Source organism: Kitasatospora sp. NPDC036755, from assembly GCF_040636595.1.
Lineage (GTDB): Bacteria > Actinomycetota > Actinomycetes > Streptomycetales > Streptomycetaceae > Kitasatospora.
This window is the reverse complement of record NZ_JBEZUT010000114.1, coordinates 1-24,627: the sequence shown is the minus strand read 5'-3', so window position 1 is coordinate 24,627 and position 24,627 is coordinate 1. Positions and strand designations below refer to the sequence as shown.

At 72.5% G+C, this 24,627-nt stretch carries 25 protein-coding genes and 2 pseudogenes; 12 read left to right on the top strand and 15 right to left on the bottom strand.

What is annotated here, in order from left to right; genetic code table 11:
• From AB0E96_RS18915 to AB0E96_RS18885, 7 genes and pseudogenes are all read right to left on the bottom strand, one after another.
• Positions 1-101, bottom strand: a pseudogene (locus AB0E96_RS18915) (SLATT domain-containing protein); the annotation flags it as partial.
• Positions 91-537 (bottom strand): annotated as a pseudogene (locus tag AB0E96_RS18910) (PLDc N-terminal domain-containing protein); the annotation flags it as partial. The pseudogenes AB0E96_RS18915 and AB0E96_RS18910, both read right to left, overlap by 11 nt.
• Before the next feature lie 154 nt (positions 538-691).
• Positions 692-1,279, bottom strand: coding sequence for an NUDIX domain-containing protein (locus AB0E96_RS18905; RefSeq protein ID WP_359824858.1), 588 nt, complete (start codon positions 1,277-1,279; stop codon positions 692-694).
• On the bottom strand, positions 1,279-2,436 hold the full coding sequence (locus AB0E96_RS18900; protein ID WP_359824856.1) for a type III polyketide synthase: 1,158 nt from the start codon (positions 2,434-2,436) through the stop codon (positions 1,279-1,281). The genes AB0E96_RS18905 and AB0E96_RS18900 overlap by 1 nt, the downstream gene beginning before the upstream one ends.
• A 47-nt stretch (positions 2,437-2,483) precedes the next feature.
• Positions 2,484-3,689: a cytochrome P450 gene (locus AB0E96_RS18895; RefSeq protein WP_359824854.1), complete on the bottom strand. Its 1,206-nt coding sequence runs from the start codon at positions 3,687-3,689 to the stop codon at positions 2,484-2,486.
• 203 nt (positions 3,690-3,892) lie between these two features.
• The gene (locus AB0E96_RS18890; protein ID WP_359824851.1) at positions 3,893-4,630 is read right to left on the bottom strand and encodes a response regulator transcription factor; all 738 of its coding nucleotides are present in this window, start codon (positions 4,628-4,630) and stop codon (positions 3,893-3,895) included.
• An 11-nt stretch (positions 4,631-4,641) separates the two neighbouring features.
• Complete coding sequence (locus AB0E96_RS18885) at positions 4,642-5,493, bottom strand: histidine kinase (RefSeq protein ID WP_359824848.1); 852 nt, start codon at positions 5,491-5,493, stop codon at positions 4,642-4,644.
• A gap of 117 nt (positions 5,494-5,610) precedes the next feature.
• Here AB0E96_RS18885 and AB0E96_RS18880 point away from each other — a divergent pair, with 117 nt between their 5' ends.
• From AB0E96_RS18880 to hemC, 3 genes are all read left to right on the top strand, one after another.
• A complete protein-coding gene (locus AB0E96_RS18880; protein ID WP_359824846.1) occupies positions 5,611-6,339 on the top strand; it encodes an ABC transporter ATP-binding protein in 729 nt (242 codons plus the stop codon).
• Complete coding sequence (locus AB0E96_RS18875) at positions 6,336-8,642, top strand: FtsX-like permease family protein (protein WP_359824844.1); 2,307 nt, start codon at positions 6,336-6,338, stop codon at positions 8,640-8,642. Before AB0E96_RS18880 ends, AB0E96_RS18875 begins: the two co-directional genes overlap by 4 nt.
• A 190-nt stretch (positions 8,643-8,832) precedes the next feature.
• Positions 8,833-9,768: a hydroxymethylbilane synthase gene (gene hemC / locus AB0E96_RS18870; protein WP_359824841.1), complete on the top strand. Its 936-nt coding sequence runs from the start codon at positions 8,833-8,835 to the stop codon at positions 9,766-9,768.
• 110 nt (positions 9,769-9,878) lie between these two features.
• Here hemC and AB0E96_RS18865 read toward each other — a convergent pair whose 3' ends face one another.
• On the bottom strand, positions 9,879-10,478 hold the full coding sequence (locus tag AB0E96_RS18865) for a GrpB family protein (RefSeq protein WP_359824839.1): 600 nt from the start codon (positions 10,476-10,478) through the stop codon (positions 9,879-9,881).
• A gap of 150 nt (positions 10,479-10,628) precedes the next feature.
• Here AB0E96_RS18865 and AB0E96_RS18860 point away from each other — a divergent pair, with 150 nt between their 5' ends.
• Positions 10,629-11,159: a hypothetical protein gene (locus tag AB0E96_RS18860; protein WP_359824837.1), complete on the top strand. Its 531-nt coding sequence runs from the start codon at positions 10,629-10,631 to the stop codon at positions 11,157-11,159.
• A gap of 36 nt (positions 11,160-11,195) precedes the next feature.
• On the opposite strand, the gene AB0E96_RS18855 is transcribed toward AB0E96_RS18860, so the two are convergent.
• Entirely contained in the window at positions 11,196-11,714 is a 519-nt protein-coding gene (locus AB0E96_RS18855; RefSeq protein ID WP_359824835.1) for a winged helix-turn-helix domain-containing protein, read from the bottom strand.
• A gap of 60 nt (positions 11,715-11,774) precedes the next feature.
• Here AB0E96_RS18855 and def point away from each other — a divergent pair, with 60 nt between their 5' ends.
• Positions 11,775-12,377 carry a peptide deformylase gene (gene def, locus AB0E96_RS18850; protein ID WP_359824832.1) on the top strand — a complete coding sequence of 201 codons (603 nt, stop codon included), beginning with the start codon at positions 11,775-11,777 and terminating at the stop codon, positions 12,375-12,377.
• Positions 12,378-12,450: 73 nt separating this feature from the next.
• Here def and AB0E96_RS18845 read toward each other — a convergent pair whose 3' ends face one another.
• Positions 12,451-13,869 (bottom strand): amino acid permease, encoded by a 1,419-nt coding sequence (locus AB0E96_RS18845; protein WP_359824829.1) that lies wholly within the window; start codon positions 13,867-13,869, stop codon positions 12,451-12,453.
• A gap of 137 nt (positions 13,870-14,006) precedes the next feature.
• Between AB0E96_RS18845 and AB0E96_RS18840 the strand changes: the two genes are divergently transcribed.
• Positions 14,007-14,459 carry an Lrp/AsnC family transcriptional regulator gene (locus AB0E96_RS18840; RefSeq protein WP_359824827.1) on the top strand — a complete coding sequence of 151 codons (453 nt, stop codon included), beginning with the start codon at positions 14,007-14,009 and terminating at the stop codon, positions 14,457-14,459.
• Positions 14,460-14,628: 169 nt separating this feature from the next.
• Here AB0E96_RS18840 and AB0E96_RS18835 read toward each other — a convergent pair whose 3' ends face one another.
• Both AB0E96_RS18835 and AB0E96_RS18830 read right to left on the bottom strand, forming a co-directional pair.
• The gene (locus tag AB0E96_RS18835; protein WP_359824825.1) at positions 14,629-14,814 is read right to left on the bottom strand and encodes a DUF397 domain-containing protein; all 186 of its coding nucleotides are present in this window, start codon (positions 14,812-14,814) and stop codon (positions 14,629-14,631) included.
• Between the two features lie 2 nt (positions 14,815-14,816).
• Positions 14,817-15,797: a helix-turn-helix transcriptional regulator gene (locus AB0E96_RS18830; protein WP_359824823.1), complete on the bottom strand. Its 981-nt coding sequence runs from the start codon at positions 15,795-15,797 to the stop codon at positions 14,817-14,819.
• Positions 15,798-15,808: 11 nt separating this feature from the next.
• Between AB0E96_RS18830 and AB0E96_RS18825 the strand changes: the two genes are divergently transcribed.
• The 3 genes from AB0E96_RS18825 to AB0E96_RS18815 all read left to right on the top strand — a co-directional run bounded on the left by AB0E96_RS18825 (position 15,809) and on the right by AB0E96_RS18815 (position 18,215).
• Positions 15,809-16,273 (top strand): ATP-binding protein, encoded by a 465-nt coding sequence (locus tag AB0E96_RS18825; RefSeq protein ID WP_359824820.1) that lies wholly within the window; start codon positions 15,809-15,811, stop codon positions 16,271-16,273.
• A gap of 237 nt (positions 16,274-16,510) precedes the next feature.
• Positions 16,511-16,705 carry a hypothetical protein gene (locus AB0E96_RS18820; protein WP_359824819.1) on the top strand — a complete coding sequence of 65 codons (195 nt, stop codon included), beginning with the start codon at positions 16,511-16,513 and terminating at the stop codon, positions 16,703-16,705.
• A 301-nt stretch (positions 16,706-17,006) separates the two neighbouring features.
• The gene (locus AB0E96_RS18815; protein WP_359824817.1) at positions 17,007-18,215 is read left to right on the top strand and encodes an alpha/beta hydrolase; all 1,209 of its coding nucleotides are present in this window, start codon (positions 17,007-17,009) and stop codon (positions 18,213-18,215) included.
• 125 nt (positions 18,216-18,340) lie between these two features.
• Here AB0E96_RS18815 and AB0E96_RS18810 read toward each other — a convergent pair whose 3' ends face one another.
• Both AB0E96_RS18810 and AB0E96_RS18805 read right to left on the bottom strand, forming a co-directional pair.
• Positions 18,341-19,108, bottom strand: coding sequence for a hypothetical protein (locus tag AB0E96_RS18810; RefSeq protein ID WP_359824814.1), 768 nt, complete (start codon positions 19,106-19,108; stop codon positions 18,341-18,343).
• Positions 19,109-19,408: 300 nt separating this feature from the next.
• On the bottom strand, positions 19,409-20,212 hold the full coding sequence (locus AB0E96_RS18805) for an NDP-sugar synthase (RefSeq protein ID WP_359824812.1): 804 nt from the start codon (positions 20,210-20,212) through the stop codon (positions 19,409-19,411).
• A 93-nt stretch (positions 20,213-20,305) separates the two neighbouring features.
• Here AB0E96_RS18805 and AB0E96_RS18800 point away from each other — a divergent pair, with 93 nt between their 5' ends.
• From AB0E96_RS18800 to AB0E96_RS18790, 3 genes are all read left to right on the top strand, one after another.
• On the top strand, positions 20,306-21,370 hold the full coding sequence (locus AB0E96_RS18800; protein ID WP_359824811.1) for a cobalamin-independent methionine synthase II family protein: 1,065 nt from the start codon (positions 20,306-20,308) through the stop codon (positions 21,368-21,370).
• Between the two features lie 191 nt (positions 21,371-21,561).
• Positions 21,562-22,809 (top strand): serine hydrolase domain-containing protein, encoded by a 1,248-nt coding sequence (locus AB0E96_RS18795; RefSeq protein ID WP_359824809.1) that lies wholly within the window; start codon positions 21,562-21,564, stop codon positions 22,807-22,809.
• 85 nt (positions 22,810-22,894) lie between these two features.
• Entirely contained in the window at positions 22,895-23,437 is a 543-nt protein-coding gene (locus AB0E96_RS18790) for a hypothetical protein (protein WP_359824806.1), read from the top strand.
• On the opposite strand, the gene AB0E96_RS18785 is transcribed toward AB0E96_RS18790, so the two are convergent.
• Positions 23,367-24,002 (bottom strand): DUF6000 family protein, encoded by a 636-nt coding sequence (locus AB0E96_RS18785; RefSeq protein WP_359824804.1) that lies wholly within the window; start codon positions 24,000-24,002, stop codon positions 23,367-23,369. The two genes, AB0E96_RS18790 and AB0E96_RS18785, sit on opposite strands and share 71 nt — an antisense overlap.
• Positions 24,003-24,627: the final 625 nt, after the last annotated feature.

The following is a 24,627-nucleotide window of genomic DNA, read 5'->3' as shown; positions in this document are numbered from 1 at the left end:
AGCACCTCGCGCACGCACTCCGACGCCCAGTCGAACTGGAAGGCCTCCAGGCGGCGTTGCAGGGCCTGCCCGGTGGAGACGTCCCGCATCCAGCCCCTTGTCCTTGGCCTTCTGGTACTCCTCGTCGGAGATGGCGCCCCTCTCCTTCAGGTCCGCCAGCCGGGCCAGGTCCTCGACGTGGCTGGGGCCGGTGGCACCGACGGCGGTGGAGCCGCCACCGCCGCCCCCCGGCCCGGTGCCGGCCGCGTCCCGGATGTAGGCCTTGAACGCGGCCTCGGACCGCTGCGCCTGTTCGACGTCCCGTGTGCCCATCGACTGCCCGCGGGCGATCAGGTAGGCGAGGACGCCGATCAGCGGCAGGATGATCACCAGGACCAGCCAGCCGGCCTTGCCCCAGCCGCCGAGGTCGTGGCTGCGGAAGATGTCCGTGATGATCTTGAACAGCAGGAAGAACCAGAGGATCCAGAGGAACAGCTCCAGCATGGTCCAGAAGATGTGGAGCGCCGGGTAGTCCACGGCCAGCGATGTGGTGTCCATGGCCGAGTCATATCACCGCAAAAAGGACATGGCTCGCTGGTGTTCGGCCGTTCCAGTGGTCTTCCGGCTCTGCGGGAATAACCGCGGGAGCGCGCGCGGAAGCAGCCGCGGCCACACCCGTGGGGGAGGCGCCGCAGCGGGCTCGGCCCAGGGCTCAGCCCTGCCCGGCCGCCCGCCGGCGCAGCTCCACCGCCAGCTCGACCAGCTCGCCCCACCAGGCGTCGTGCCCGGTCAGCAGCAGCCGCCTGGCCTCCGCGGGCGGCACCGCGCGGACCTCGACCACCTGCTCGCCGTCCGCCGGGTTGGTCGGCGCGGACTCCAGCGCGACCTCGCCCCAGCCCCACAGCCAGGCCTTCTCCGGGTGCGGCTGCCACGGCCGGTACGGCGCCGGGTCCTCGGTGCGGCAGCGGTGCGCCCCCAGCCAGTGCGGCTCGCCGATCAGCCGGGCGCCCGCCTCCTCCCGCAGCTCGCGGTCGAGGCAGGTGGCGATGGTCTCGTCCTGTTCCCGGGTGCCGCCGGGCAGGAACCAGTGGTCCCGGTCGTCCCGGCAGAGCACCACGCGGTCGTCGGCGAAGCCGACCAGGTGGATGTTGGTGACCAGTGCGTCCGGCGGCAGCTCGGTGGAGAACCGGGCGTCGAAGCGGCCCCAGCTCCAGTACTGCGGCGCGTGCAACGCGGGGAACAGGGCGGCGAGTTCGGCGGATCTGGCAGAGGTGTCGGTGCGCTCCGTGGTATCGGTCATCAGGAGATCGTAGTGCCGGTCGGGAAACGGCGGGGGGCGGTGGGATGGACGAGGGCGATGTCGGAGGTGGAGATGGCGCGCGGCCGGCGCGGCCGCGCCCCCTCGGCGGGTGCGCCGATCCAACTGCCCAGCGAGATCTCGGCGGTGATGCCCGGTCCGAAGCCCGCGATCAGCCCGGTGGTGCCCTCGGGCGCGCCGCCGTCGGCGAACAGCCGGGCCAGGGCGTCGAAGACCACGGCGCTGGCGATGTTGCCGCGTTCGGTGAGTGTCGCCCGGCTGTAGCGGAAGGTGGCCGGCTCCAGGTCGAGGAAGCGGCAGAGGTCGTCCAGGATGCGCGGGCCGCCCGCGTGCACGATGTAGAAGCCGAGCCCGGAGACGTCCCAGCCGTGTTCGCCGGCCAGGCCGCGCAGCGCGGGCGCCAGCATCTCCATCGTGCCGGGCACCCGCTTGTCCAGTTGGAAGTGGAAGCCGGTGTCCTTCACCCCGTACGAGATCCACTCCTCGGTGTGCGGGACGAGGTGCGAGCCGTTGCGTTCGACCTGCACGCCGTGCCCGCCGTTGCCGCGCATCACGACGGCGGCGACCGCGTCCCCGAAGAGGCCGTTGGAGAGCAGCGAGCCGACGTCGAGGTCGGTCGGCTGGTAGCAGAGCGAGCAGAACTCGCAGGCGACGATCAGCACGTTGGCGCCCGGGTAGGCGCGGCAGAAGTCGTGCGCCCGGTTGACGGCGGCGCCGCCGGCCGCGCAGCCGAGCTGGGCGATCGGCACCTGGCGGGTGTCGGAGCGGAAGCCCATGGTGTTGATCAGCCAGGCGGTCAGCGACGGCATCATGAAGCCGGTGCAGGACACGTAGACGATCAGGTCGATGTCGCGGGCCGTCAACTCGGCGTGGGCGAGGGCGCGTTCGACCACCTCGGGGACGCGCCGCTTGGCCTCGCGCTCGTACACCTCGTTGCGGACGGTGAAGCCCGGGTGGGTGAGGGTCCGTTCGATGGGCTGGACCAGGTGCCGGGTGCGCACCCCGGTGTTCTCGATCAGCCGCAGCGCCAGGCCGAGCCGGGGGTGGCCGGCGTGCAGGGTGCGGGCCAGGTCGAGGGTCTGGTCGAGGGTGATGACGTGCTCGGGTACGGCGATGGCGGGGCGGCAGAGCGTGGCCATGGGTGCGGGTCTCCCCAGTGCTGCGGGAACGGTGGGCGGGGGAGGGGCTACCAGGCCACCGGGAGGGTGCGGGGGAAGCGCCAGATCGAGCCGGAGTCCCAGTCGAGCTCGGCGGGGTCGACGGCCAGCCGCAGGCGGGGGAAGCGGCGCAGCAGGGTGCCGATGGCGACCTGGAGCTCCATCCGGGCCAGGTGGGAGCCGAGGCAGTGGTGCTGGCCGTACCCGAAGGCCATGTGGGTGGGCTCGCCGCGGTCGAGGTCCAGTTCGTCGGGGCGCTCGTAGACGGCCGGGTCCCGGTTGGCGGTCAGGTAGGAGACGTGCACGGCCTCGCCGGCCCGGATCAGCACGCCGCCCAGTTCGACGTCCTCGGTGGCGACCCTGGCGATGCCGACGCCCTGGCGGAACGGGACGAAGCGCAGCAGTTCCTCCAGGGCGCGCGGCAGCAGTTCCGGCCGGGCGCGCAGTTTGCCGAGCTGCTCGGGGTGGGTGAGCAGGGTGTAGGTGAGGTTGCCGAGCTGGTAGGTGCTGGTGTCGTGGCCGGTGACCAGCAGGACCATGGCCATCACGGTCAGCTCGTCCGGGTCGAGCAGTTCGTCGCCGTCGCGGGCGGTGGCCAGGGCGCTGATCAGGTCCTCGCCGGGGTGGGCCCGGCGGGCGGCGGTGAGGTCGGTGAAGTAGTTGCGCAGGGCGGTCTTGGCGGCCTCCTGGCCGTCCCGGCTGCCGGGGCCCATCCGCATCATCGCCACGGCGTGGCCGCGCAGTTCGGTGCGGTCGGCCGCGGGGATGCCGAGCAGTTCGCAGATGGTGGTGAGCGGGAGGCGGCCGGCCAGGAAGTGCATCAGGTCGGCGGGGGCGCCGTGTTCGGTCATCTCGTCGAAGTAGCCGTCGACGGTCCGCTGGGTGGCCGGGCGCATCCGTTCGACCTGGCGGTTGGTGAAGCCCTGGGCGACCAGCCGGCGCAGCCTGTTGTGGGCGGGCGGGTCCATCAGGTTGATCGCCTCGGCCTGGGCGATCGGGGCGGGCGTCATCCGGGGCAGGTCGCGGCCGATGCCCGCGGCGCGGCTGAACCGGCGGTCGGTGGTGACGGTCCTGACGTCCTCGTAGCGGGTGGCCAGCCAGGCCTCGCCCTCGCCGTGCGGCAGCCGGATCCTGGCGACCGGGGCCTCGGTGAGCAGTCGCTTCAGGAGGGGGTCGAACTCCAGGCCGTCGGTGTGGTGGAAGGGGCAGTCCCACACGGGGGCGGTGGTGGTCACGGGCCGGTCCAGGTGTTCTCGTCGTTCCGGGGCGCCCGGGGGTGATCGTCACGTTCGGGCGTGGACATGCAGATGGTGCCCCATGACATGGCAAAAAGGGGAATCCGGTGAAGATTTAACTCCAAGGAGTGACATTCGGATGATAGTCGCGCGAATCGGCCTCCGGGGCGCGGGAGTTGCGCCCGGCGGGGGCGGGCCGCCGGTCAGCTCCCGCCCGGCGCGACCAGCCCGGTCTCGTACGCGAGCACCACCGCCTGTGCCCGGTCCCGCAGGTCGAGCTTGGCGAAGATCCGGGCCACGTGGGTCTTCACCGTCGACTCGCTGAGCGTCAGTTCGCGCGCCAGCTCGGTGTTGGACAGCCCCCGCCCGAGCAGCGCGAGCACCTCCGTCTCGCGCGGGGTGAGCGGTGCGAGGTCGCGGTGCAGCGGCGGGCCGTCGGCGCCGGAGGCCGGGCGCGGGGCGCCGGCCGCGAAGCGCTCGACCAGGCGCCGGGTGATCGAGGGGGCGAGCAGCGCGTCCCCGGTGTCCACCAGCCGTACGGCGGCGGCGAGATGGGCCGAGGTGACGTCCTTGAGCAGGAAGCCGCTGGCCCCGGCGGACAGCGCGGCGTAGACGTAGTGGTCCAGGTCGAAGGTGGTCAGCATGATCACCCGGCAGCCGGGCGCCTGGGCCAGGATGCGCCGGGCCGCCTCCAGTCCGTCCATGACGGGCATCCGGATGTCCAGCAGCGCCACGTCCGGGCGGTGCAGGACGGCGGCGGCCACCGCCTCGGCACCGTCGGAGGCCTCGGCGACCACGTCGATGCCGCGCGCCGTGAGGATCATCCGGAAACCGGTGCGGACCAGCTCCTGGTCGTCGGCGATCACCACCCGGGGGCGGCGCTCCTGCTGCGGCCCGTGCTGCCCGTGCTGCCGCTGTTCGTGCCCCTGCTCGTGCTCCATGGTCCCCTCCGTCACGGCCGGTCCAGCGGGATGCGGGCGCGGACCCGGAAACCACCGCCGAGCCGCCGCCGGGCGTCCAGGTCCCCGCCGTACACCGCGACCCGCTCGCGCAGGCCGATCAGCCCGCGCCCGGCGCCGTCCGGCCGCCCCGCCGCCGGGGCGGCCCCGCCGGAGAGCACGCTCGGGCCGCTGTTGAGCACCTCCACCCGCAGGTAGTGGTCCGAGTAGCGCACCGTCACCTCCGCCGTCACCCCGTCCCCGTGCTTGAGCGCGTTGGTCAGCGCCTCCTGGACGATCCGGTACGCCGTCACGTCGATGCCGCCGGGCAGCGGCCTCGGCTCGCCCGAGATCCGCACCTCGACCGGCAGCCCGGCGAAGGCGAACCGGTCGATCAGCGGGCTCAGCCGGCCCAGGCTGGGCTGCGGCGCGAAGCCGTCCGCCCCGGACTCCTCGCCGCCGTCCGCGGCGGGCGCGAGCAGCCCGAGCAGGTGCCGCAGTTCGGTCATGGTGTCCCGCCCGGCCGCCTCGACCGCCGACATCGCGGCCGCCGCCTCCTCCGGCATGGTGGCCAGCACCTCGCGCGCGGCCCCGGCCTGCACCACCATCAGGCTCACGTTGTGGCTCACGATGTCGTGCAACTCGGCGGCGATCCTGGCCCGTTCGGCGTCCACGGCGGTCCGGGCGGCGCTCTCCCGCTCCCGTTCCAGCAGCCAGCCGCGCTCGCCGATGGCCGCGCGGTGCAGCCGCCGCGCCCGGGCGAGCGCCACCGCCAGCCACCCGGCCGCCGCGCTCGCCGCACCGGCCGTCGCGACGGCCGCCCAGTCCCACCCCGTTCCCCACACGGCGTCAGCTTCGCAGGTCACGGCATGATCCACATCATCCGGGGGTGCCGGGCCCGTACATCCCGGGTACTACGGCCGCCGTGGTTACACCCGGGGTGGGACGTGCCGCCCGCGGCCCCGCGCCTACGGTCGTCCACCATGAGCAATCACCACGACGGGACGACCTCCCGGCCGGACGACACGCAGGTCGTCGTCGAGCTGTCCGGCGTCCACAAGGAGTTCGGCGACGCCAAGGCGCTCGACGGCGTCGACCTGCGGATCCGCGCCGGCGAGGCGGTCGCCGTGATGGGCCCCTCCGGGTGCGGCAAGTCCACCCTGCTGAACATGGTGGCCGGCCTGGACCGGCCCACCGCCGGGACGGTCCGGGTCCAGGGGCAGGACCTCGGGCAGCTCAACGAGAACGGACTGGCCCTGTTCCGCCGCCGCCACATCGGCATGGTCTTCCAGTTCTTCAACCTGATCGACGACCTCCCGGCCCTCGACAACGTCGCCCTGGCCGCCCAGCTGACCGGCACCAGCGCCCGCCAGGCCCGCCGCCGGGCGCTGGAACTGCTCGACGAACTCGGCGTCGCCCACCGCAAGGACGTCTACCCGGCCACCCTCAGCGGCGGCGAGCGCCAGCGGGTCGCGGTGGCCCGCGCCCTGATGAACCGCCCGGCCCTGCTGCTCGCCGACGAGCCCACCGGCGCGCTGGACAGCCGCTCCGGCGAGCAGGTGATGGACCTGCTGATCGACCTCAACCAGATCGGCCAGACCCTGCTGATCGTCACCCACGACCCCCACCTCGCCACCCGCTGCGCCAGCCGGCTGGTCGAGGTGGCGGACGGGCGCGTGGCGAACGAGCGGATGCTGGAGGCGTCCGCATGACCGGCGGCGCGGTGTGGCGGGCCTCGCGGGCGGCCGTGAAGCGCCGCCGGGTGCAGACCGTCGTGATCGGCCTGGTCGTCTTCTGCGCGACCACGACGGTGCTGCTCGCCCTCGCGGTGATCAGCGCCGCCCGGGCCCCCTTCGACGAGGCCTTCGACGGGCAGCGCGGTGCCCACGTCGTGGCGTCCTTCGACCCGGCCGGGGCCTCGGCGGAGCAACTGTCCGCCACCGCCCACCGGCCGGGCGTCGAGGCGGCCGCCGGGCCGTTCGACCAGGTCGTGGTGGACATCCCCACCGACTGGGTCGGCAGTCCGCCCGGACCGCTGACCCTGGTCGGCCGGGCCGACCCGGCGGGGCCGGTGGACCGGGTCGAGCTGCTGTCCGGCCGCTGGGTCACCGCACCCGGCGAGGTGGTCCTCAACTCGCCGTTCGGGGGCGCGTCGGACAAGCTCCTGGGTTCCCCGCTCCCCGTCGGCGGCGGCCGGCACCTGACCGTCGTCGGCTTCGCCACCAGCATGAGCCAGAGCGCCGGCGGCTGGGTCACCCCGGAGCAGGCCTCCGCCCTGCACCCCACCGGCCGGCAGATGCTCTACCGCTTCACCGACGCCGGGAGCGAGCAGCGGCTCACCTCCGCGATGGGCGCGGCCACCGAGGGCCTGCCGGGCGACGCGGTCACCAGCGTCCAGTCGTACCTGGTGCTCAAGGACGCCTTCTCGGCGGGGGCCGACGCCTACCTGCCGCTGATGACGGTCTTCGGCGTGCTCGGCCTGGTCGTCTCGGCGCTGATCGTCGGCAACGTGGTGAGCGGTGCGGTCGTCTCCGGCTACCGGCACATCGGCGTGCTGAAGTCGATCGGCTTCACTCCGCGCCAGGTCGTCACCGTCTACCTGACCATGGTCTCGGTGCCGGCGGTCGCCGGGACGGTCCTCGGTACGGTGGCGGGCTGGGTGGCGTCGTACCCGATCCTCAGGTCCGCGTTCTCCGGGATCGTCACCGGCACGGCCGTGATCGAGCCCGCCGGCTGGCTGCCGGCCGCCACCCTGGCCGGTGTCCCGGCGCTGGTCGTCCTCGCGGCGCTGCTCCCGGCCTCGCGCGCCCACCGGCTCTCCGCCGCCGAGGCCATCTCGGCCGGCAGCGCCCCGCGCGGCGGCCGCGGGTTGAAGGTCCAGCGCTGGCTGAGCGGCACCCGGTTGCCGCGCGCCGTCAGCCTCGGCCTCGGCCAGCCGTTCGCCCGCCCCGCCCGTACGGCGCTGACCATGGCGGCGATCGTGCTCGGCGTGGTCACCGTGACGATGACGGCGGGCCTGAGCACCACCCTGACCAGGCTGGTGGACCACACCGACGGCCACACCCACGTCAACGTCCGGACGGCCCACTTCGCGGGCAACCGGATCGCGCCCACGCTGACCCCGGCCGGGACCGAGGCGATGCTGCGGGCCGCTCCCGGGGCCGAGCGGGTCGGTACGCGCGGGCTGGTGCAGGTCGGGCTGGTCGGGCATGCCCAGCCCGCGTTCGCGGACTTCTACGGCGGTGACGTCGACGCCAAGTGGCTGTCGGTGGTGAACGGCCGTCCGGCGACCGGCCCGAACGAGATCGAGGCCGGCCCGTCGTTCCTGAAGCAGCACGGGCTCAAGCTCGGCGACACGGTGACCCTGGACCTGGACGGGCGGCAGCTGGCCGTCACCCTGGTCGGCGAGGAGTCCGAGGGCAACCCCCGGGCGTTCGCCTCCAACGACGCCACCAGGGCCGCCCTCACCGACGATCCGCACGTCGTCGAGTACGACGTGACGCTCGCCGTGGGCGCCGATGCCGAGGCGTACCGCAAGGCGGTGTCGGAGGCCGATCCGAGCCTCTCGGCCTCGGTCTTCGACCCCGACCTGGGCGGGCCGATCGCCGCGGTCATCGCCTTCACCACGATCTTCACGGTGCTGCTGTCGGTGGTCGCCGCGCTGGGAGTCTTCAACACCCTGCTGCTCACCGTCCGCGAGCGCCGCCGGGATCTGGGCATGCTCAAGTCGATCGGGATGACGCCCCGGCAGGTGGTGGCGATGACGGTCACCTCGGTGGCCTGGCAGGGCGTGGCCAGCGGGATCATCGGCATCCCGGTCGGGGTGGTGGCCCACCGGCTGATCGCCGAGAACGTCGGGACGATCGTGTTCCCGCAGGAGACGCTGGACGTCTGGAACGGCCCGCTGCTGAGCGGTCTCGCCGTGGCGGGCGTCGCGATCGCCGTCCTCGGCGCCCTCGTCCCGGCCCGCTCGGCGGCGCGCCTGCCGATCGCCGAGGTGCTGCACAACGAGTAGCCGGGTGCGCGACGGGCGGCAAGGTACGCGACGAGTGGCCGGGTGCACGACGAGTGGCCGGGTTCCCGGTCGCGGTGGAGAGCCGGTCGGATCGTCCGACCGGCTCTCCACCGTGCGCGGTCCCGCCGCGCCCGGCCAGGGAACTGACGCATGCTCAGTCGGTGCTGTGAGGAGGCCTATCATCTGCGCCATGGCCACCGCTGAGCTGATCCGCATCGTCTCCCGCTCCTCACCCATGGCGCTCGCCCAGGTCGAGCGGGTCCGCGCCGAACTCGCCGCCCTGCACCCGGGCCTGCGTACCGAGGTGGTGCCCGTCACCACCTCGGGCGACCGCTGGACGGGTGATCTCGCCCAGCTCGGCGGCAAGGGCGCTTTCACCAAGGAGGTCGACGCCGCGCTGCTCGCCGGGGAGGCCGACGTCGCCGTCCACTGCCTCAAGGACGTGCCCGCCGACCGACCGCTGCCGGCGGGCACGGTCTTCGCCGCGTACCTGCGCCGCGACGACATCCGCGACGCCCTCGTCCACCCCGGCGGCCTGACGCTGGCCGCGCTGCCGCCCGGCACCCGGATCGGCACCTCGTCGGTGCGCCGGGTCGCCCAACTCGCCGCCTCCCACCCGCACGTGGAGTGCGTCCCGATCCGCGGCAACGCCAACAGCCGGCTCGCCAAGCTGGAGGCCGGGGACGTCGACGCGCTGCTGCTGGCCGTCGCCGGCCTGGAGCGGATCGGCGAGCGGGCGCGGATCACGGAGGTGCTCGGCATCGAGGCGATGTGCCCGCCGATCGGCGCGGGCATCCTGGTGCTGCAGTGCCGCGAGGGCGACGCCGCGACCATCGACGCGGTCTCCTCCCTGGGTCACCACGACACCTGGCGGGAGGCGGCGGCCGAGCGGATGTTCCTCCACGCCCTGCAGGGCCACTGCAACAGCCCGATCGCCGGCTACGCGAGGGCGGAGCGGGACGGCCGGCTGTCGCTGCGCGGCCGGGTCTTCACCCCGGACGGCAAGCAGGTGCTGGACGCCCACGAGTGGGCCGGCGCCCTCAGCCCGGAGGACCTGGGGACGTCGGTGGCCCTGGCGCTCAAGCGGCAGGGCGCGCAGGACCTGATCTCCTCGATCCCGCACTGAGAACCGGCGGGGGAGACCCGGCGGGGGAAACCCGGCGGGGGAAACCCGGCGGGGGAGGCCCGGTGGCGGGTCGGCCCTCCCGCCGTCGGGGCCGGCCCGGTGCCACGCCGTCAGTCCTCCGCGGTGGCCCGCTCGATGATGCCCGCGATCACCTCGGACTTGGCGTCGGCGTAGTTCTGCAGGTACTCCCACGACTGCCGGGCCAGGGCCCGCTTGGCGTCGGCGTACAGTTCGCGGTCGCCGTCGTGGCGGCGCAGCCGGTCGCGGAAGCGCAGCATCCGGTCGTTCTCGGGGCAGCCGGCGGACAGGACGTGGAGGTTCGCGTAGTCGGCGCCGGGGTCGATGTCGTGGTGGCGCAGGACGCGGTGCTCGTACCAGTCGGGCTCGCGGATGACGAGCCGGTACCCGAGGGCTTCGAGGGCGGGCAGGTAGGAGGCCTCGTCCGCGGAGTCCGGGACGATCAGCAGCATGTCGATGACCGGCTTGGCGGGGAGGCCGGGCACGGAGGTGGATCCGACGTGCTCGATCCGGTGGTCCAGCCGGGCCAGGCTCGCCTCCACGCGGGCGGCCTCCCGGGCGAAGGCGGCGGGCCAGCGCGGGTCGTGCTCGCGCAGGGTGATCGGGCCGTCGAGCCTGGGGGCCGGGCCCACGTTGGCCGCCTCGATCTCCTCGGTGGTCATCGGGACGCGGGGGATCTCCTGGTCGGACATGGCCGGCTCCTGGTCTTCGGGTGCTCTTCGGTTTCGATCTGCCTCATGATGCCCGTCCGGTGACCGCGCGGTGACCCTCCGGCGGTTCTCGCTGCGCCCCGGTGGGAACCGGCGAGAACCGGGCGGGTGCGCGGGGCGTCCGTTTGAGGCGTGATCAGTGCGGTGCTCGGCGGGATGCCGATGTTCTGGCCCGGGCTGCTGCTCTCGCTGGTGCCCGCGGCGCTGTTGAACCGGCCGGTGGGGCGGTTGCTGCGGGCCCACTGGGTGGTGGGCTTCGTGCTGCTGCTCGGGCTGGGCGGGGTGGTCGTGGCGACGCTGCTGCCGGAGGCCTTCCGGCTCTCGGAGGGTGCCGTCCGGCACTGCGCGGTGGAGGGCGGCCGGCCGCGTTCGCCGGGCGAGTTGCTGCGTGTGCGGCACATCGGGCTCAAGTTGGCGACGTACGCCCCGGTCGGTTTCGCGGCCGCGCTGGCGGGCACCCGGCGGCGGGCGGCGGCGGCGCTGCTGGGGGCGGCGGTGCTGCCGTTCGCGGTGTCGGTGGTGCACTACGCGCTGCCGGCGATCGGGCGGGTCTGTGACGTGCAGGACGTCTGGGACGGTGTGCAGGGGGTCGCGCTGGGGGCGGTGCTGGGCCTGGTGGCCGGGCCGCTGGTCCGGGCGGCGGCGCGGGCCTGGATCGCCTGAGCGCCCACCCGGGGAGCGGCCCCTACGGTTGAGGGCCTACTCGTCGAGGAGCGGGAAGAGCCGGGCGACGGCGGCGACCGGCCGGGCCCCGGCGGGTCGGGCGGCCGGGTCGGTGTCGCGGCCCCGGTAGCGGGCCAGGACCTGCCGGACGGCCTCGCCGACGGCGGTCAGTTCCTCGGGCGTCAGGTGGACGACGGTGCTGAAGGCCTCGTCCTGCTGCCATTCGGCGGGGGCTTCGGCCCGCCGGGCCTGCCAGCGCCGGTAGCTCTCGTCCTCCAGTCCGCGCGCCAGTTCGCCGAACTCGGCCTCCCCGGCCGCCGGCCGGGCCTGCGGCAGCCGCCACGGCCGGGCCCGCCCGTCGGTGGCCGGGGCCTCCTCGATCTGCCCGTACCGGGCCAGTTGCCGCAGGTGGAACGAGCAGAGGCCGGAGCTGAGGCCGAGCCGGGCGGCGGCTTCGGTGGAGGTGACGGTGCCGTGCTCGGCGAGCAGTTCCAGCAGTGCGGTGCGGACGGCGTGCTCGGGGAGCGGGCCGGTTCTGACGAGGTCTTCGGTCACTTTGCAAAGTCTGCTACTTTGCAAAGTCGACAGCAAGCCCGACCACCCGAAGGAGCGCCCGTGTCCGAGCTGCGCGAACGTCCGACCGTCCTGCGGATCACCGAGGTGGGGGAGGAGATCCTGCGCCGCAGCTGCCGCACGGCCACCGAGGAGGACTTCGGCAGCGAGCGGCTGGCGCGGCTCATCGACGACATGTTCGCCACCATGCACGTCGCCGACGGCTGCGGCCTCGCCGCCAACCAGGTGGACGTGGACCTGCGCCTGTTCGTCTACGACTGCCCCGACGACGACGGCGTCCGGCACACCGGGCACATCCTCAACCCGGTGGTCGAGGAGCAGGACCCGGGCCGCGCCCTGATCGAGGAGACCGAGGGCTGCCTCTCCGTCCCCGGCGCCGGCACCAAGCTCGCCCGCCCGGCCCGCACCGTGGTGCGCGGGGTCAACCAGCACGGCGAGGCGATCACCATCGAGGGCGCCGGCTACTTCGCCCGCTGCCTCCAGCACGAGACCGACCACCTCAACGGCGGGCTCTACATCGACCGCCTCTCCGCCCGCGACCGCAAGCGGATGATGAAGCAGACCGCGGACCGGAGGGAGAAGGTCTTCGCCGAGCGCGCCGCCAAGGCCGCCAGGCTCGCCGGGGCTGCGGACCGGGTGTCCTGACCGGCCGCCCGCCCCCCGGCGCTCGCGGCCCCTTCGTTCGGGTCACCGTCCGTGAACCGGGCCTCGTCCGGGATCACGGGGTGCGGCCGGGCTCCTGGGCGGTCGCCGCGGTCGCCGCCGTGCACCGCTGGTGCCAGAGGCCGACGGCGCCCAGGGCGGTGACCAGGACGCCGGCCGCGTAGAGCTGGGCGCGGTTGTCGGCGCTGGTGGTCATCAGGGCCAGGAGGGCGACCACGGCGGCGATGGCGAGCCAGGTCAGGTACGGGAAGGCCCACATGCGGACGGTGAGCAGGTCGGGGTTCTCGCGCTCGACGCGGCGGCGCATGCGCAGCTGGGCGGCGCCGATGAAGAGCCAGAGCACCAGGATGGCCACACCGGTGGAGTTCAGCAGCCAGAGGAAGATCGTGTCCGGCCAGATGTAGCCCGCCAGGACGGCGGCGAAGCCGAAGCCGCAGGAGGCCAGCACGCTCAGTCGCGGGACGCCGCCGGTGACCTTGGCCAGCGCGCGGGGCCCCAGACCGCGGGTGACCAGCGAGTAGACCATCCGGGAGGCGCTGTAGATGTTGGCGTTCATCGCGCTCAGCAGGGCGATCAGCACCACGATCTTCATGGCCAGGGCGGCGCCGGGGACGTTGAGCAGTTGCAGCACGGTGACGTAGGGGCCCAGCGCGACCACGTCGGGGTCGTCCCAGGGCACCAGGGTGACGGCCAGGGCCATCGTGCCGATGTAGAAGATCGCGATCCGCCAGACCGCGGTGCGCACGGCGTTGGCGACGTTGCGGCGCGGGTCGTCGGACTCGGCGGCCGCGATGGTGACGGCCTCCAGGCCGCCGTAGGCGAAGACGGCGGGCAGCAGGCCGGTGATCAGGCCGTCGCCGCCGTGCGGCAGGAAGCCGCCGCGGCCGGTCAGGTTGGCGGTGCCGGGGGCGTGGCCGATGACACCGGTGACACCCAGCACGCCCAGGGTGAGGAAGGCGACGATCGCGGTGATCTTGATGGCCGCGAACCAGAACTCGAACTCGCCGAAGTTCTTCACGGCGGTCAGGTTGGTGGCGCAGAAGAAGGCCATGAAGATGCCGACCCAGACGAAGGCCGGAACCCCGGTGACCCAGGAGTGCATGATCGCGCCGGCCGCCGTGGCCTCGACGGCGACGGCGACGCCGATCATCACCCAGTACAGCCAGCCGGTGGTCAGGCCCGCCCAGGGGCCGATCTCGCGCTCGGCGTGCACCGAGAAGGAACCGGAGGCCGGGTGCGCGGCGGACATCTCGCCCAGCATCCGCATGATCAGCATCACCAGCAGCCCGGCCGCGACGAACGCCAGGATGATGCCCGGGCCGGCCACCGCGATGCCCGCGCCGGAGCCCACGAACAGGCCGGCGCCGATGACGCCGCCGAGGGCGATCATCGAGAGGTGGCGCTGCTTGAGGCCGTGGCTCAGCTGGGGGGCGGCCGGGGCCTCGGCGGCTTCCGGCGCCGTGGTGGTGCTCATCGGGGATCCATTCGTATGACGGACGCGTCGCGCGGACATGCGCCCCTGGTGTCCTGGAGGGAAGGATAGGCGGGTTTGACCAGAATATGCTTCCAAGCTTTTCCTGAGAGCCGTCACGGAATGGAAGAATCTTCTCCATGGACGACGTGGACCGGAAAATCCTTGCCGAACTGCAGCGTGACGGGCGGCTGACCCTCACCGAGCTCGCCGAGCGGGTCCGCCTGAGCGTGTCCCCCTGCCACCGCCGGCTCCGGGCCCTGGAGCGCTCCGGCGCGATCGTCGGCTACCACGCCCGGCTCGACGCCGCCGCCCTCGGCCTGACCTTCGAGGCGCTGGTCTTCGTCACCATGCGCTACGAGGACCGCGAGACCGTCGCGGCCTTCGAACAGGCCGTCGCCGACATCCCCGACGTCCTGGAGGCCCAGCGGCTGTTCGGCGACCCCGACTACCTCCTGCGCGTCGTCGCCCGCGACCTGGCGGCCTACCGGAAGCTCTACGACGAACGCCTGGCCACCCTGCCCGGCGTCCAGCGTCTCAGCTCCACCATCGTCATGGCGAACGTCGTCGAAGCCAGGCCCCTGCCGCTGTGAGGCTTTTACGTCTGCCTGCTGGCCGTGCGCGAGGGCTGACGGGGCCGCCCGGCATCCCGGATCTGTACGGGTCGCGGCGGATGTCCGGGCGGGCGCATCGGACGTCGGGGTGTACGCCAACGGCCCGCCGCCGGGAAGGTGGTGGGCCGTTGAGGGGAGGTCGGTTCGGTCAGACCTCGGCGGTGGCGGCGAACTTCACGAACGCGCCCCAGGCGGCCGGCTCGAAGGCCAGCTGGGGGCCGGACTTGTCCTTGGAGTCACGCACGTGGACGGTGCCGGGAGTCTCGGCGACCTCGACGCATTCTGCGCCCTCGTTGCTGCTGTAGCTGCTCTTGAACCAAGCCAGCTCGGCCATGTTCATCGCTCTCCCAGGATCATTTCGATCAAGGCCAAGGACTCCCTCATGTTGAGCGCCTGCCCCCTGAGGGTGCCGTACCGTGCAGCCATCTTACGGACTTCTTCCGGCTCCGTGATCAGTCTGTTGACGTGCTGGACTTCCACGTACGCGATCGGTGGACGCCCGGGAGGGGTGAGAAGTGTGAAGGGCCCGCCCATGCCCGCATTTTCGGGTGCGTCGAGCGGCATGATCTGCAGCTCAAGACCGCGAATTTCCGCCACCTTGAGGAGTCGTTCGAGCTGTTCTCGGTGTACATCCCAACCTCCGATCGGGCGTCGAAGGGCACTTTCGTCGATCACCCAGCTCATAGTCGGCAAGGGCCACCGGGTGAGGATTTCTTGGCGAGCGAGTCGCGCTGCAACCCACGTGTCGATCTGTTCCACCGAGAGCCATGGCCTGCGCATCTCGTAGAGCGCTCGCATGTGAGCTTCGGTCTGAAGCAATCCAGGGATGAGTAGAGTGCTGTAGCTGTGGATCTCCAGGGCCTTGCCTTCTTCTTGCGTGAAGGCCTTGTTGTAAGCGGGGTGCCTCTCGGACACACGCACCTTCGCCTTCATCACGTCGTCCGCAACGACCTTGAGCAGCCCGCCAGCGTCGAGAGCGTCGTCCACCACCGTGAGGTACTCGATCCTCGGGGTTCGCACGCCCCGTTCCACGGCCCCGACGTGGTCCTCGCTGTAACCGGTGACTTTGGCCAGCTGCTTCTGCGTGATTCCGGCCCGTTCACGGAAGAGCTTGATCATTTTTCCGACCGCGCTGTAGAACTCGGCGACCCCGTCGAACCCCTCCGCGGTCTCGCCGTCATCGAAGACGCTTCCCTCAAGGCCCATTGCAGCCCATCTCTTTCGATCTTGGGTCGACCGGCAGGCCAACCCTCCGCACCCGTACAGGTACTCTCCGTGCCCGTCGGGGTGCTGGTCAGCGTACGTCCGCCCGGCCACGCTTATCTCCCATGTCGACCGAAATCCCCCTCGAAAACCCCCGGTCCCACACCACCACCCTCACCGCCTCCCCCAAGGGTGCGGCCATCTGCCGGCGCCTGGCGCGCCGTCAACTCTCGGACTGGGGGCTGAACTCCACGCACACCGAACCCTTCCACTGCGCCCTGCTGGTCATCGCGGAGCTGGCCGCGAACGCGATCACGCACGGACGCGTTGCGGGGCGCGGGTTCGAGCTTCACCTCTCGCTCACCACCTCCGTGCGCCGGGGCACCACCCTCCGCATCGAGATCAGCGATCCCCGGGGCGACAGGCTCCCCATCCTTCCCACCGTCCACACCCCCAACGCCCAGACCGGGCGCGGCCTCACCCTCATCGACGCCCTCTGCGACCGCTGGGGCACCATCCCCCGTGAACCCAACTCCAAGACCGTCTGGGCCGAGCTCGACCTCGGCCCCGCCACCCCCGATGCCGCCTGAACCCCGCGATAGCCCCACCCCGACACCCCACTGAACCCCCGGGACTGGGAAGTCGGCCCGGCCGACTTCCCACTCCTCTGCCTCTCCGCCGGCACTCGCCGACGGCCCGCCGGCATCCCAGGTTTGTGGGATGTCCCCAGGTCGAGGGGCGCTGCCAGGATGTGGCGCACGGAGTCGACCACTCCGGCCGGGCTCCGTCGGAGCGATCCGGCCGTCTCGACAGAGGGATCCACACCCATGAAGATGCGTCGACTGGCCGCTGCCGCGGCCGTCATCGCCCCGGTGCTCGTCATCGCCACCGGCGCCGAGGCGAACGCCTACCCCCGGCAGCTGTCGAAGCGGGAGATCTGCACCGCGGCCTGGAACGTCAACTACTGGTCCGGCGGCGAGGCCTTCGCCCGCGGCCAGTGGCGCGCCTGTATGGGGGGCTGACCGCTCCCCGGTTTTCCCCGCCCGGGGCCCGGAGCGGTCCCGCAGGCCCGTGCACCCCGACGGCGCGGCCAGGAGCCCCCGCCCTGCCCGCCGGCCGAGGCCTTCCGCCCCGACACCCGGACGAACCGCCAGGGAGTGGGAAGTCGACCAGACCGACTTCCCACTCCCTGCCCGGCACGCACGGCATACTCCATACTCCCGGCGGGTGACTCCCGTACCTCCCCGGGGTTACGAACGCCGCCGGAACGTTTACATCGACGGGCCGATTCGACACGGAGCCGCGGAACCTAGCGTCGACCCCATGAAACGCAATCGCCGTATCAGCGCCGTCGCGGTGCTGGCGCTCGCCGCCCTCGTCACCGGAACCGACGCGGGGTTCGCCGCCACGGCCACACCGGCCGCACCGGTGGCCACGCACGCGTCCGACACCGCGCCTGCCACGGCCCCCGCGCCCACACGGACCTTCCAGGGCGCGCTCCCCGCGCCGACCGGCCCCTACGCCGCCGGCGAGGACGTCCTCCACCTCACCGACGTGAGCCGCCCCGACCCGTGGGTGCCGTCCTCCGGCCCCCGCCAACTGACCGTCACGATGATCTACCCGGCCGTCCCCGGAACCGGCACCCCGGCCCCCTACATGACCCTCGGCGAGGCGGCCGGGATCCTCCAGCGCCAGCACACGCCGGCGAACTCCGGCATCACCCCGCAGAGCCTCGTCGACGTCACCACCCACGCCTACGACGGCGCGCGGCCGCAGCCCGGCAAGCACCCGCTGGTGGTCCTCTCACCCGCGTACGAGAACCCGCGCATGACGCTCACCGCCCTCGCGACCGACCTGGCCAGTCACGGCTACGTCGTCGCTCTCGTCGGCCACACCTACGAGGACAGCGGCGAGACCCTGGCGGACGGCCGGACGTCGCCGTGCGTGATCTGCGACGGCCCGGCAGGGCTCGACTTCGACGCCGTCGCCGCCGGCCGCGCGCGGGACGAGTCCTTCGTGATCGACCGGTTGACGCACGGCAACGCCGCGTGGCGCCTCGCCCACCTCATCGACAAGCACGAGATCGGCGCGGCCGGACACTCCCTCGGCGGAGCGGCGGCCGCCGCCACGATGATCGCCGACCCGCGGGTCCGGGCCGGAGTGAACATGGACGGCTCCTTCCACCCGGACCCGAAGCCCGGCCAGATCGACCGGCCGTTCCTCATGCTGGGCGAGCCCGTCTCCGACCAGTCGGCCGGCAACGACTGGGAGCAGCCCTGGGCCGCCCTCGGCGGCTACAAGAAGTGGCTGACGGTCACCGGCGCCGACCACTTCAGCTTCGCCGACCTGGACCTGCTCAAGGCGGAGGCCGGATTCCCGGCGGGACCCCTCTCCCCGGAACGCGCGCTGGCGATCACCCGCACGTACGTGACGGCGTTCTTCGACCAGACACTGAAGGGCACCAACAGCCCGCTGCTGGACGGCCCCTCCCCGAACTACCCCGAAGTCCTCTTCCAGCACCAGTCGCACTGACCACGGAGGTCGGTGACACGGTTCACGGCCGGGTGATCCCGACATGAGTGAGGGCCTTCTGGCCCGGAGTGGATCGCGACATCCGCACCGGCACCCAGAAAGGCCCTCATGCCACCAGGCAGGCCCTAGTAGTCCAGCGTCAGCGTCGGGATGGTCTCGGACTTCTCGTAGTCGAGCAGCGGGCGACCCAGCATCGACCTCGTTCCGCCGCGCAAGACGGTGAACGGCACGCACTGCATGGCCTTGTAGACCTTGACCATCTGGATGTGGCCGCCGATCGAGTGGAACCTCTCGGAGTCGATCATGAAAGCCAAGGCCCTCATGGGTTCCATGTCGAATGCGCCCGGGCGAATCCCGTTCGGGCCGCGCAGGTGCTCCAGGACAACGTCCCGCGCTTCCCCGATCTCATCGCCGATGATCGACAGCACCTTCTCATCGTGCCCTTCACCCCTCCAAGGAGTGGCGGGGCTGAAGGTGAACCTGCCGATGCTCTTGTCGAAGTGCAGCTTCCATATCTTGAACTCGCTGGTGGTCCAGTCGTACCCCGCCAGTAGGAAGAAGGCCGCCGGGGCCTCCCACAACTCGGTCGGGACGTCCTTGAGCTGGTCGAGCATCAAGTTGATCACGCGGATGAGGTGGCCCTTGAGCTTGGCCAGCGGCTGCCTCCGGCTGAGCGCACCGTCATAGGAGTTGATGGAGTTGATGACCTGGATCATCATGGGGTAGGCGTAGTCGGTCTCTCCCGCGAAGGCGATCGCGGCGTCCCCGCGCGGCAGTGGGATGATCTTCGGTGCGGCATCCCAGGCGCCCAGTGACCTGAGTCGGCTGTCGCTCGCGATGACCATCTCCTCCGTCCCGCCGACCTTCCTGACCCAGGCCATGGTGAGAGTCATGCGACGTTCCTTCCGATCCTCAGGTGCTGACGGGAGCAAACATACTGAGGCCAATGGGAGTTCATGAGCGATGCCGACGAGTTCTCCCTCGGGGAACGGCTGCCGGCCGGTCTGAGTCGGTCACCGACGACGATCAGCCCGGGGAGCGCTGGTGGGTGTCGTCCGGCAGCCCCGGCGACGCTCCCCACGACGGTGCCGCTCGCGCTGTTCGCCCCCTCGTGCGGCGCCGGCACGGCCCCGACGCCGTGGCCGTGTCGGCCGCGAACCCCCGGTGAGATGTGCGGCTTCGGGGGGAACGCCTCACGGCGGCGGGCGTCGGCCCCTGGCCGCACCTCCGGGCCCGTACGCGTCCCGGGCCGGTTCGGGAGGTGCCACGTGGTCCCGCAACTCCTGTAGGTCCGCAGGCGTGTTGACCGCGCACCAGTACCCCTCGGCGCGGTACCCCGCCAGCTGCCGCAGCCGGACCAGCCGCGGCAGGGTCGTCTCCGCGTGGTCCCCCCGGTCCGGCAGCAGCGGGACCACGCCGGGTGCGAAGGCGTACACGCCGCCGTTGACGGTGCAGGCGGGCGGGGGAGGCGCGGCGATCTCGGCGACCATCCCCAGCTCGTCGCAGACCACGGTGCCGCGGGGCAGCCGGGGCGGCACCAGGGCGACCGTGGCCAGCGCCCCGCACCGTACGTGGTGGGCGCCCAGTGCGGTGAGCGGGAACTCGGCCCAGATGTCGCCGTAGACGGCGAACCACGGCTCCCCGGGCGCGGGGAGCGCGCGGGCCGCGAGTTTCAGCCCGCCGCCCCGCCCCAGCGGGCGGTCCTCCACGACCACGGTGGTGCGGACCGGCAGGGCCGCCGTGCGGACGTACTCGGTGATGGCCCGCGCCCGGTGGCCGGCCGAGACGACCACCGTCCGCACGCCGGCGGCGGCGAACCGGTCGAGCTGGTGGCGCAGCAGGGGTGCGCCGTCCACCTCGATCATCGCCTTGGGGCACAGGTCCGTGTACGGGGCGAGCCGCCCGCCGCGTCCGCCCGCCAGGATCACGGCCTGGCGGATCGGGAGGCCGGGAGAGGTGGTGACCGGTGTGGCCAACGTGTGTTCGAGTCTGGTCAACTTCGTTTTCCCGTAGTGCCCTTGTGGGGTGTGATCGTCGGCAATCCCGATCACCTCCGGTGCTTGTCCCGCGTCCGTTCCTAGGCTGCCGCCATGAGCATCCCCTCCGAACTCATCGGCAGCATTCCCCGTTCCCCGGAGCTTCTGGCCGCGTACGCCGCGCACGCCTCCGGCGAACTCGACGACGCCGCACTCGCGGAGACCCGCCAGCGGGCCGTCCGCGAAACCGTCGCCCAGCTGGAGTCCGTCGGCTCGCCCGTCGTCACCGACGGCGACCAGGCCAAGCGCGACGCCTACACCTACCCGCTCGACGGCGCCGACGGCCTGGCCGCCGACGGGGTCGTCATCCCCTTCGCCGACGGGCACAGCCGGCAGCTTCCGCGGCTGACCGCCGGCCCGTTCCGCTACCGCGTGCACGCCGAGCAGTACCTCCGGGCCGCGCAGAAGGTCGCGACCGTCCCCGTGAAGCAGTCGGTCGTGGCGCCGTCCCTGCTCTCCCTGCTGTACCCGGCGGACGGCATCGCGGGCTACCCGCGCGAGGCGTTCCTGGACGACCTCGTCGACGGCGCCGAGGCGGACATCCGGGGCTGCCTCGACGCGGGTGCGCACGTCGTGCAACTGGAGTTCACCGAGGCGCGGTTGTCGCTGAAGCTCGACCCGAGCGGCGGGGTGCTCCGGGACTTCGTCGAACTGCACAACCGGGTGCTGTCCCGGTTCGGCGCGGCCGAACGCGCCCGGATCGGCGTCCACACCGACCCCGGCGCCGACCAGGACTCCACCCACAGCCTCGACGTCGACTACGCGGAACTGCTGCCCACGCTGTTCCGGCTCACGGTGGGCAACTTCTACCTCTCCCTGGCGAGCGAGGCCGACCCGGAGCGCGTCCTCGCCGTCGTCGCCGAGCACCTGCCCGCCGACGCGCGGGTGTTCGTCGGCGTCACCGACCCGACCGACCCCCGGGTCGAGACCGCCGAGGAGGTGCGCGACCGGGTGCTGACCGCCGCCCGCCACCTGCCCGCCGACCGGCTCGGCACCTGCGACGACGCCGGGTTCGCCCCCTTCGCCGACGACCTGTCCACCTCCCGCCAGACCGCCTTCGCCAAGATCCGCGCACGGATCGAGGGCACGGCGCTGGCGGCCGAGGCGCTCGGGCTCTGACCGCCGGCCCCGGTGCGCGCGGGAAGCCGGCCGGCCGACTTCCCGCTCCGCACCTCAGGGCGAACCCTGACGTGAGATCAGGGAACGGCGGCCCCCGGCCCCTGATGCCCCGGGCGGCCCGCACCTGAAGACTCGTCGCCGGGCCGGGAACCACCGGCCCGGACGACCACCAGTCTGGAGCCGGACCGCTCATGAACGCCCACCCGAACGCCCCTGGCAGCCGTAGTCGCTGGGCCGTGCTGGCCGCCGCCGGGGCTATGGCCGCCGCGCTGAAGGTCGGCGCGGGCACGCCCGCCCTCGCCGCCTCGGCCTCGCCCGTCGCCGCCTCCGTCCCGGCCTCCGCCGCCGTCTCGGCCTCCGCCTCCGCCGCCGTGCCGCCGCTGGACCCGGCGGCCCTCCGGGCGGCCCTCGCCCAGCGGCCCGCCGCCGACGTCTCCGCCGGATTCGTGCGGGTCACCGGCTCCGCGGGGCGGTTCGTGGGCACCTCGGCGGAGGACGGGATGGCCGTCGACCCGCAAGGCCGGTTCCGGATCGGATCGATCTCGAAGGTCTTCACCGCCACCGTCGTCCTGCAACTCGCCGGCGAAGGACGGATCGACCTCGACGGCACCGTCCGGCAGTACCTCCCGGACTTCCCCTACGAAGGGGTCACCGTCGGGCAGCTGCTCAACCACACCAGTGGGCTGCCCGGCGGCTCCAACGTGCCCTGGGGCGACGGCACCACCGGTTGGTTCGCCGGACACCGGCTCGACTCGTTCACCCCCGAGGACGTCATCGCCACCATGAACGGCCAGAAGCTCGGCTTCACCCCCGGCACCGCCCAGCAGTACAACGGCATGAACACCTTCGTCGCCGGACTGCTCGTCGAGGAGGTCACCGGTCACCGCTACGCCGACGAACTCCGCGACCGCGTCCTCCGGCCCCTCGGCCTGCACGACACCGCGCTCCCCGACGGCGACGACCCGCGGCTGCGGCACCCCGCGACCCACCCCTACCTGACCGTCCCCGACGCCGACGGCGGCACCCACCGGGCGGACGTCACCGAGCAGAGCCCGTGGCCCTGGGCGGAAGGCGGCATGATCTCCAGCGCCCCCGACCTGGAGCACTTCATGACCGCCCTGTTCCGCGGCCGCCTCCTGCCGCCGGCCCAGCAGGAGGAGCTGTTCACCGTCCCGCACGTGCCCGTCGCCCCGGGCAGCAGCCACTGCCCGGGCGGCACGGCGTGCATGAGCATGGGCCTCGAACGCCTCTCGGCCGAGGGCATCGTGGCCTGGGGCAAGACCGGCTCCCGGCCCGGCTCCACCAGCGGCGTCTTCGCCACCCGCGACCTCTCCCGCACCGTCGTGTACTCCGTCGACCCGACGGCGCTCGACGGCGCCGAGACCCCGTACGCCCTCGGACTGCTGAAGAGCGCCTTCGGCCTCAAGTCCATCGGCTGACGGTCCGTCTCCTCCTGTCTGGCGAGGAGATGTTGGCTCGCCCGGGGGAAGCGGGGCAGGGGCGGCTTCCGGGACCGTTGGACGCATGCTGAAGAACATTCCGGTCGGCGACACCGAACGGCCCGTTCCCCGGTGGGCCCTGCGACTCGCCAAAGCCCTCCCCTTCATCGTGCTGCCGCACTGCCTGTGGCGACTGCCCTTCGCCTTCGACTTCCGGATGGGGACGGTCGACCCGGCCGCCGGGCCCTACGTCTGGTGGGCCACCCCGTACGTGATCGGGCTGAGCGTGATCACCGAGGCGCTGACGATCCTGACCCTCGGGCTGGTCAGCGGCTGGGGCGAGGTGTACCCGCGCTGGGTGCCCGTCCTGCGCGGCCGCCGGGTCCCACCACTCGTGGCGCTCGTCCCGGCCGTACTCGGCGGACTGGTCCTGGTCGCCCTCTTCGGCGGGATGCCCCTGGCCTGGCTGGGCGTGTTCGCCGAAGTCGGCTACAGCAACGGCTGGTGGATGGCCCTCGGGCGGATCTGCACCTCCACGGCGGTGCTCTGGGGCCCCGTCACTCTCGCACTCGCCTACGCCTACTACCGTCGACGCCGTCAGCAGCCAGGGCACACAGCCCGTCCATGAACCGGCCCGGGGCCGACGGCCTGAACCGGGCCTCGCTCCACTGGTGCCAGAGACCTCCGGGGGCCAGGAAGCGGGCAGAGTGTTCGCTGCCCGTCCGGCCGTCGATGTGGAGGAGCGCACTGATCGCCCAGTGCTGGTCGAACTGGCAGTCGGGCCTCCGCAGGTAGCGATCCAGGTAGGCCGCCAGGTGCCGGGCGTCCTCATCAGTGCCGAAGCGTGCGAGAGCGAAGCAGTAGCCCTGGCCGGCGAAGCACAGCTGGCTTGCCAGGAGCAGATCGCCGAGGACGTCACGGAAGTGCACCCTGCGGTCGAAGCCGATCAGCCACGACGCCGTGAGGCGCGAGCGCCACTCGCGCCTCAACAGGATCTCCAGCTCTTCGTCGGTGATCTCCCGGGCGGCGGCACTCAGCGACCGGAGGAAGGGTGCGCGCTCGCTCTCCGCGTCCCGCGCGAAGTTGCCGTGCAACAGGTGCAGGTACCGACTGATCCCCTGCGTGGCGGGCTTGACGTAACGGTCGACGACATCGAGCAGCTCGGGGCCGTCCGACGAAGCAGGAATGGGCATGGCGGCATTCTCACGTCGCCCGCCGCCCACCACCAGAGGCCTCGCCACCCCGGCCCGGCGCCGCGCGGGAAGTCGGCCCGGCCGACTTCCCGCGCATTGCCACCGCCACCCGCCTCGCCCTGGCCCCGGCACCCGCCTCGCCCTGCGTGAGAGGTCGGCCCGCCGGACTTCCTGCGCATCGCGACCCCGCGCCACCTTCGCTCTCCGGTCGGGGCCATCGGCCCACCTTGCCCGGCGCCGCGCGAGAAGTCGGCCCGCCCGACTTCTCGCGCGTGTGGCGGGGGTGAAGAAAGGTTTCGCCACTCTTGGCCGGCGCCGGAACGCGCCCCGCTGGCCGGCTCCTCGATGCCCCGCGCTGAGGCCTTCCCCGCGCGCAGGAAGTCGGCCGGGCCGACTTCCTGCGCGCCATGGCATGCCGGTCGCCGAGCTTCTATGCGGACCGGCCGTCATATCCCTCCGCCCGATCCTGCTGACGCTGCATGAGAAGTCGACGTATTGACTCTGCTGGCGAAGTCGTTCGGGGTGGGTGTGGGGGCGGTAGGTTCCTGCTGGTTGGGGTGGGTTGGCTGTCTGTGGGGGTGGGCTGTGCTGCGTCCTGGTGGGGTGTCGGGGATTCCGGTGGAGA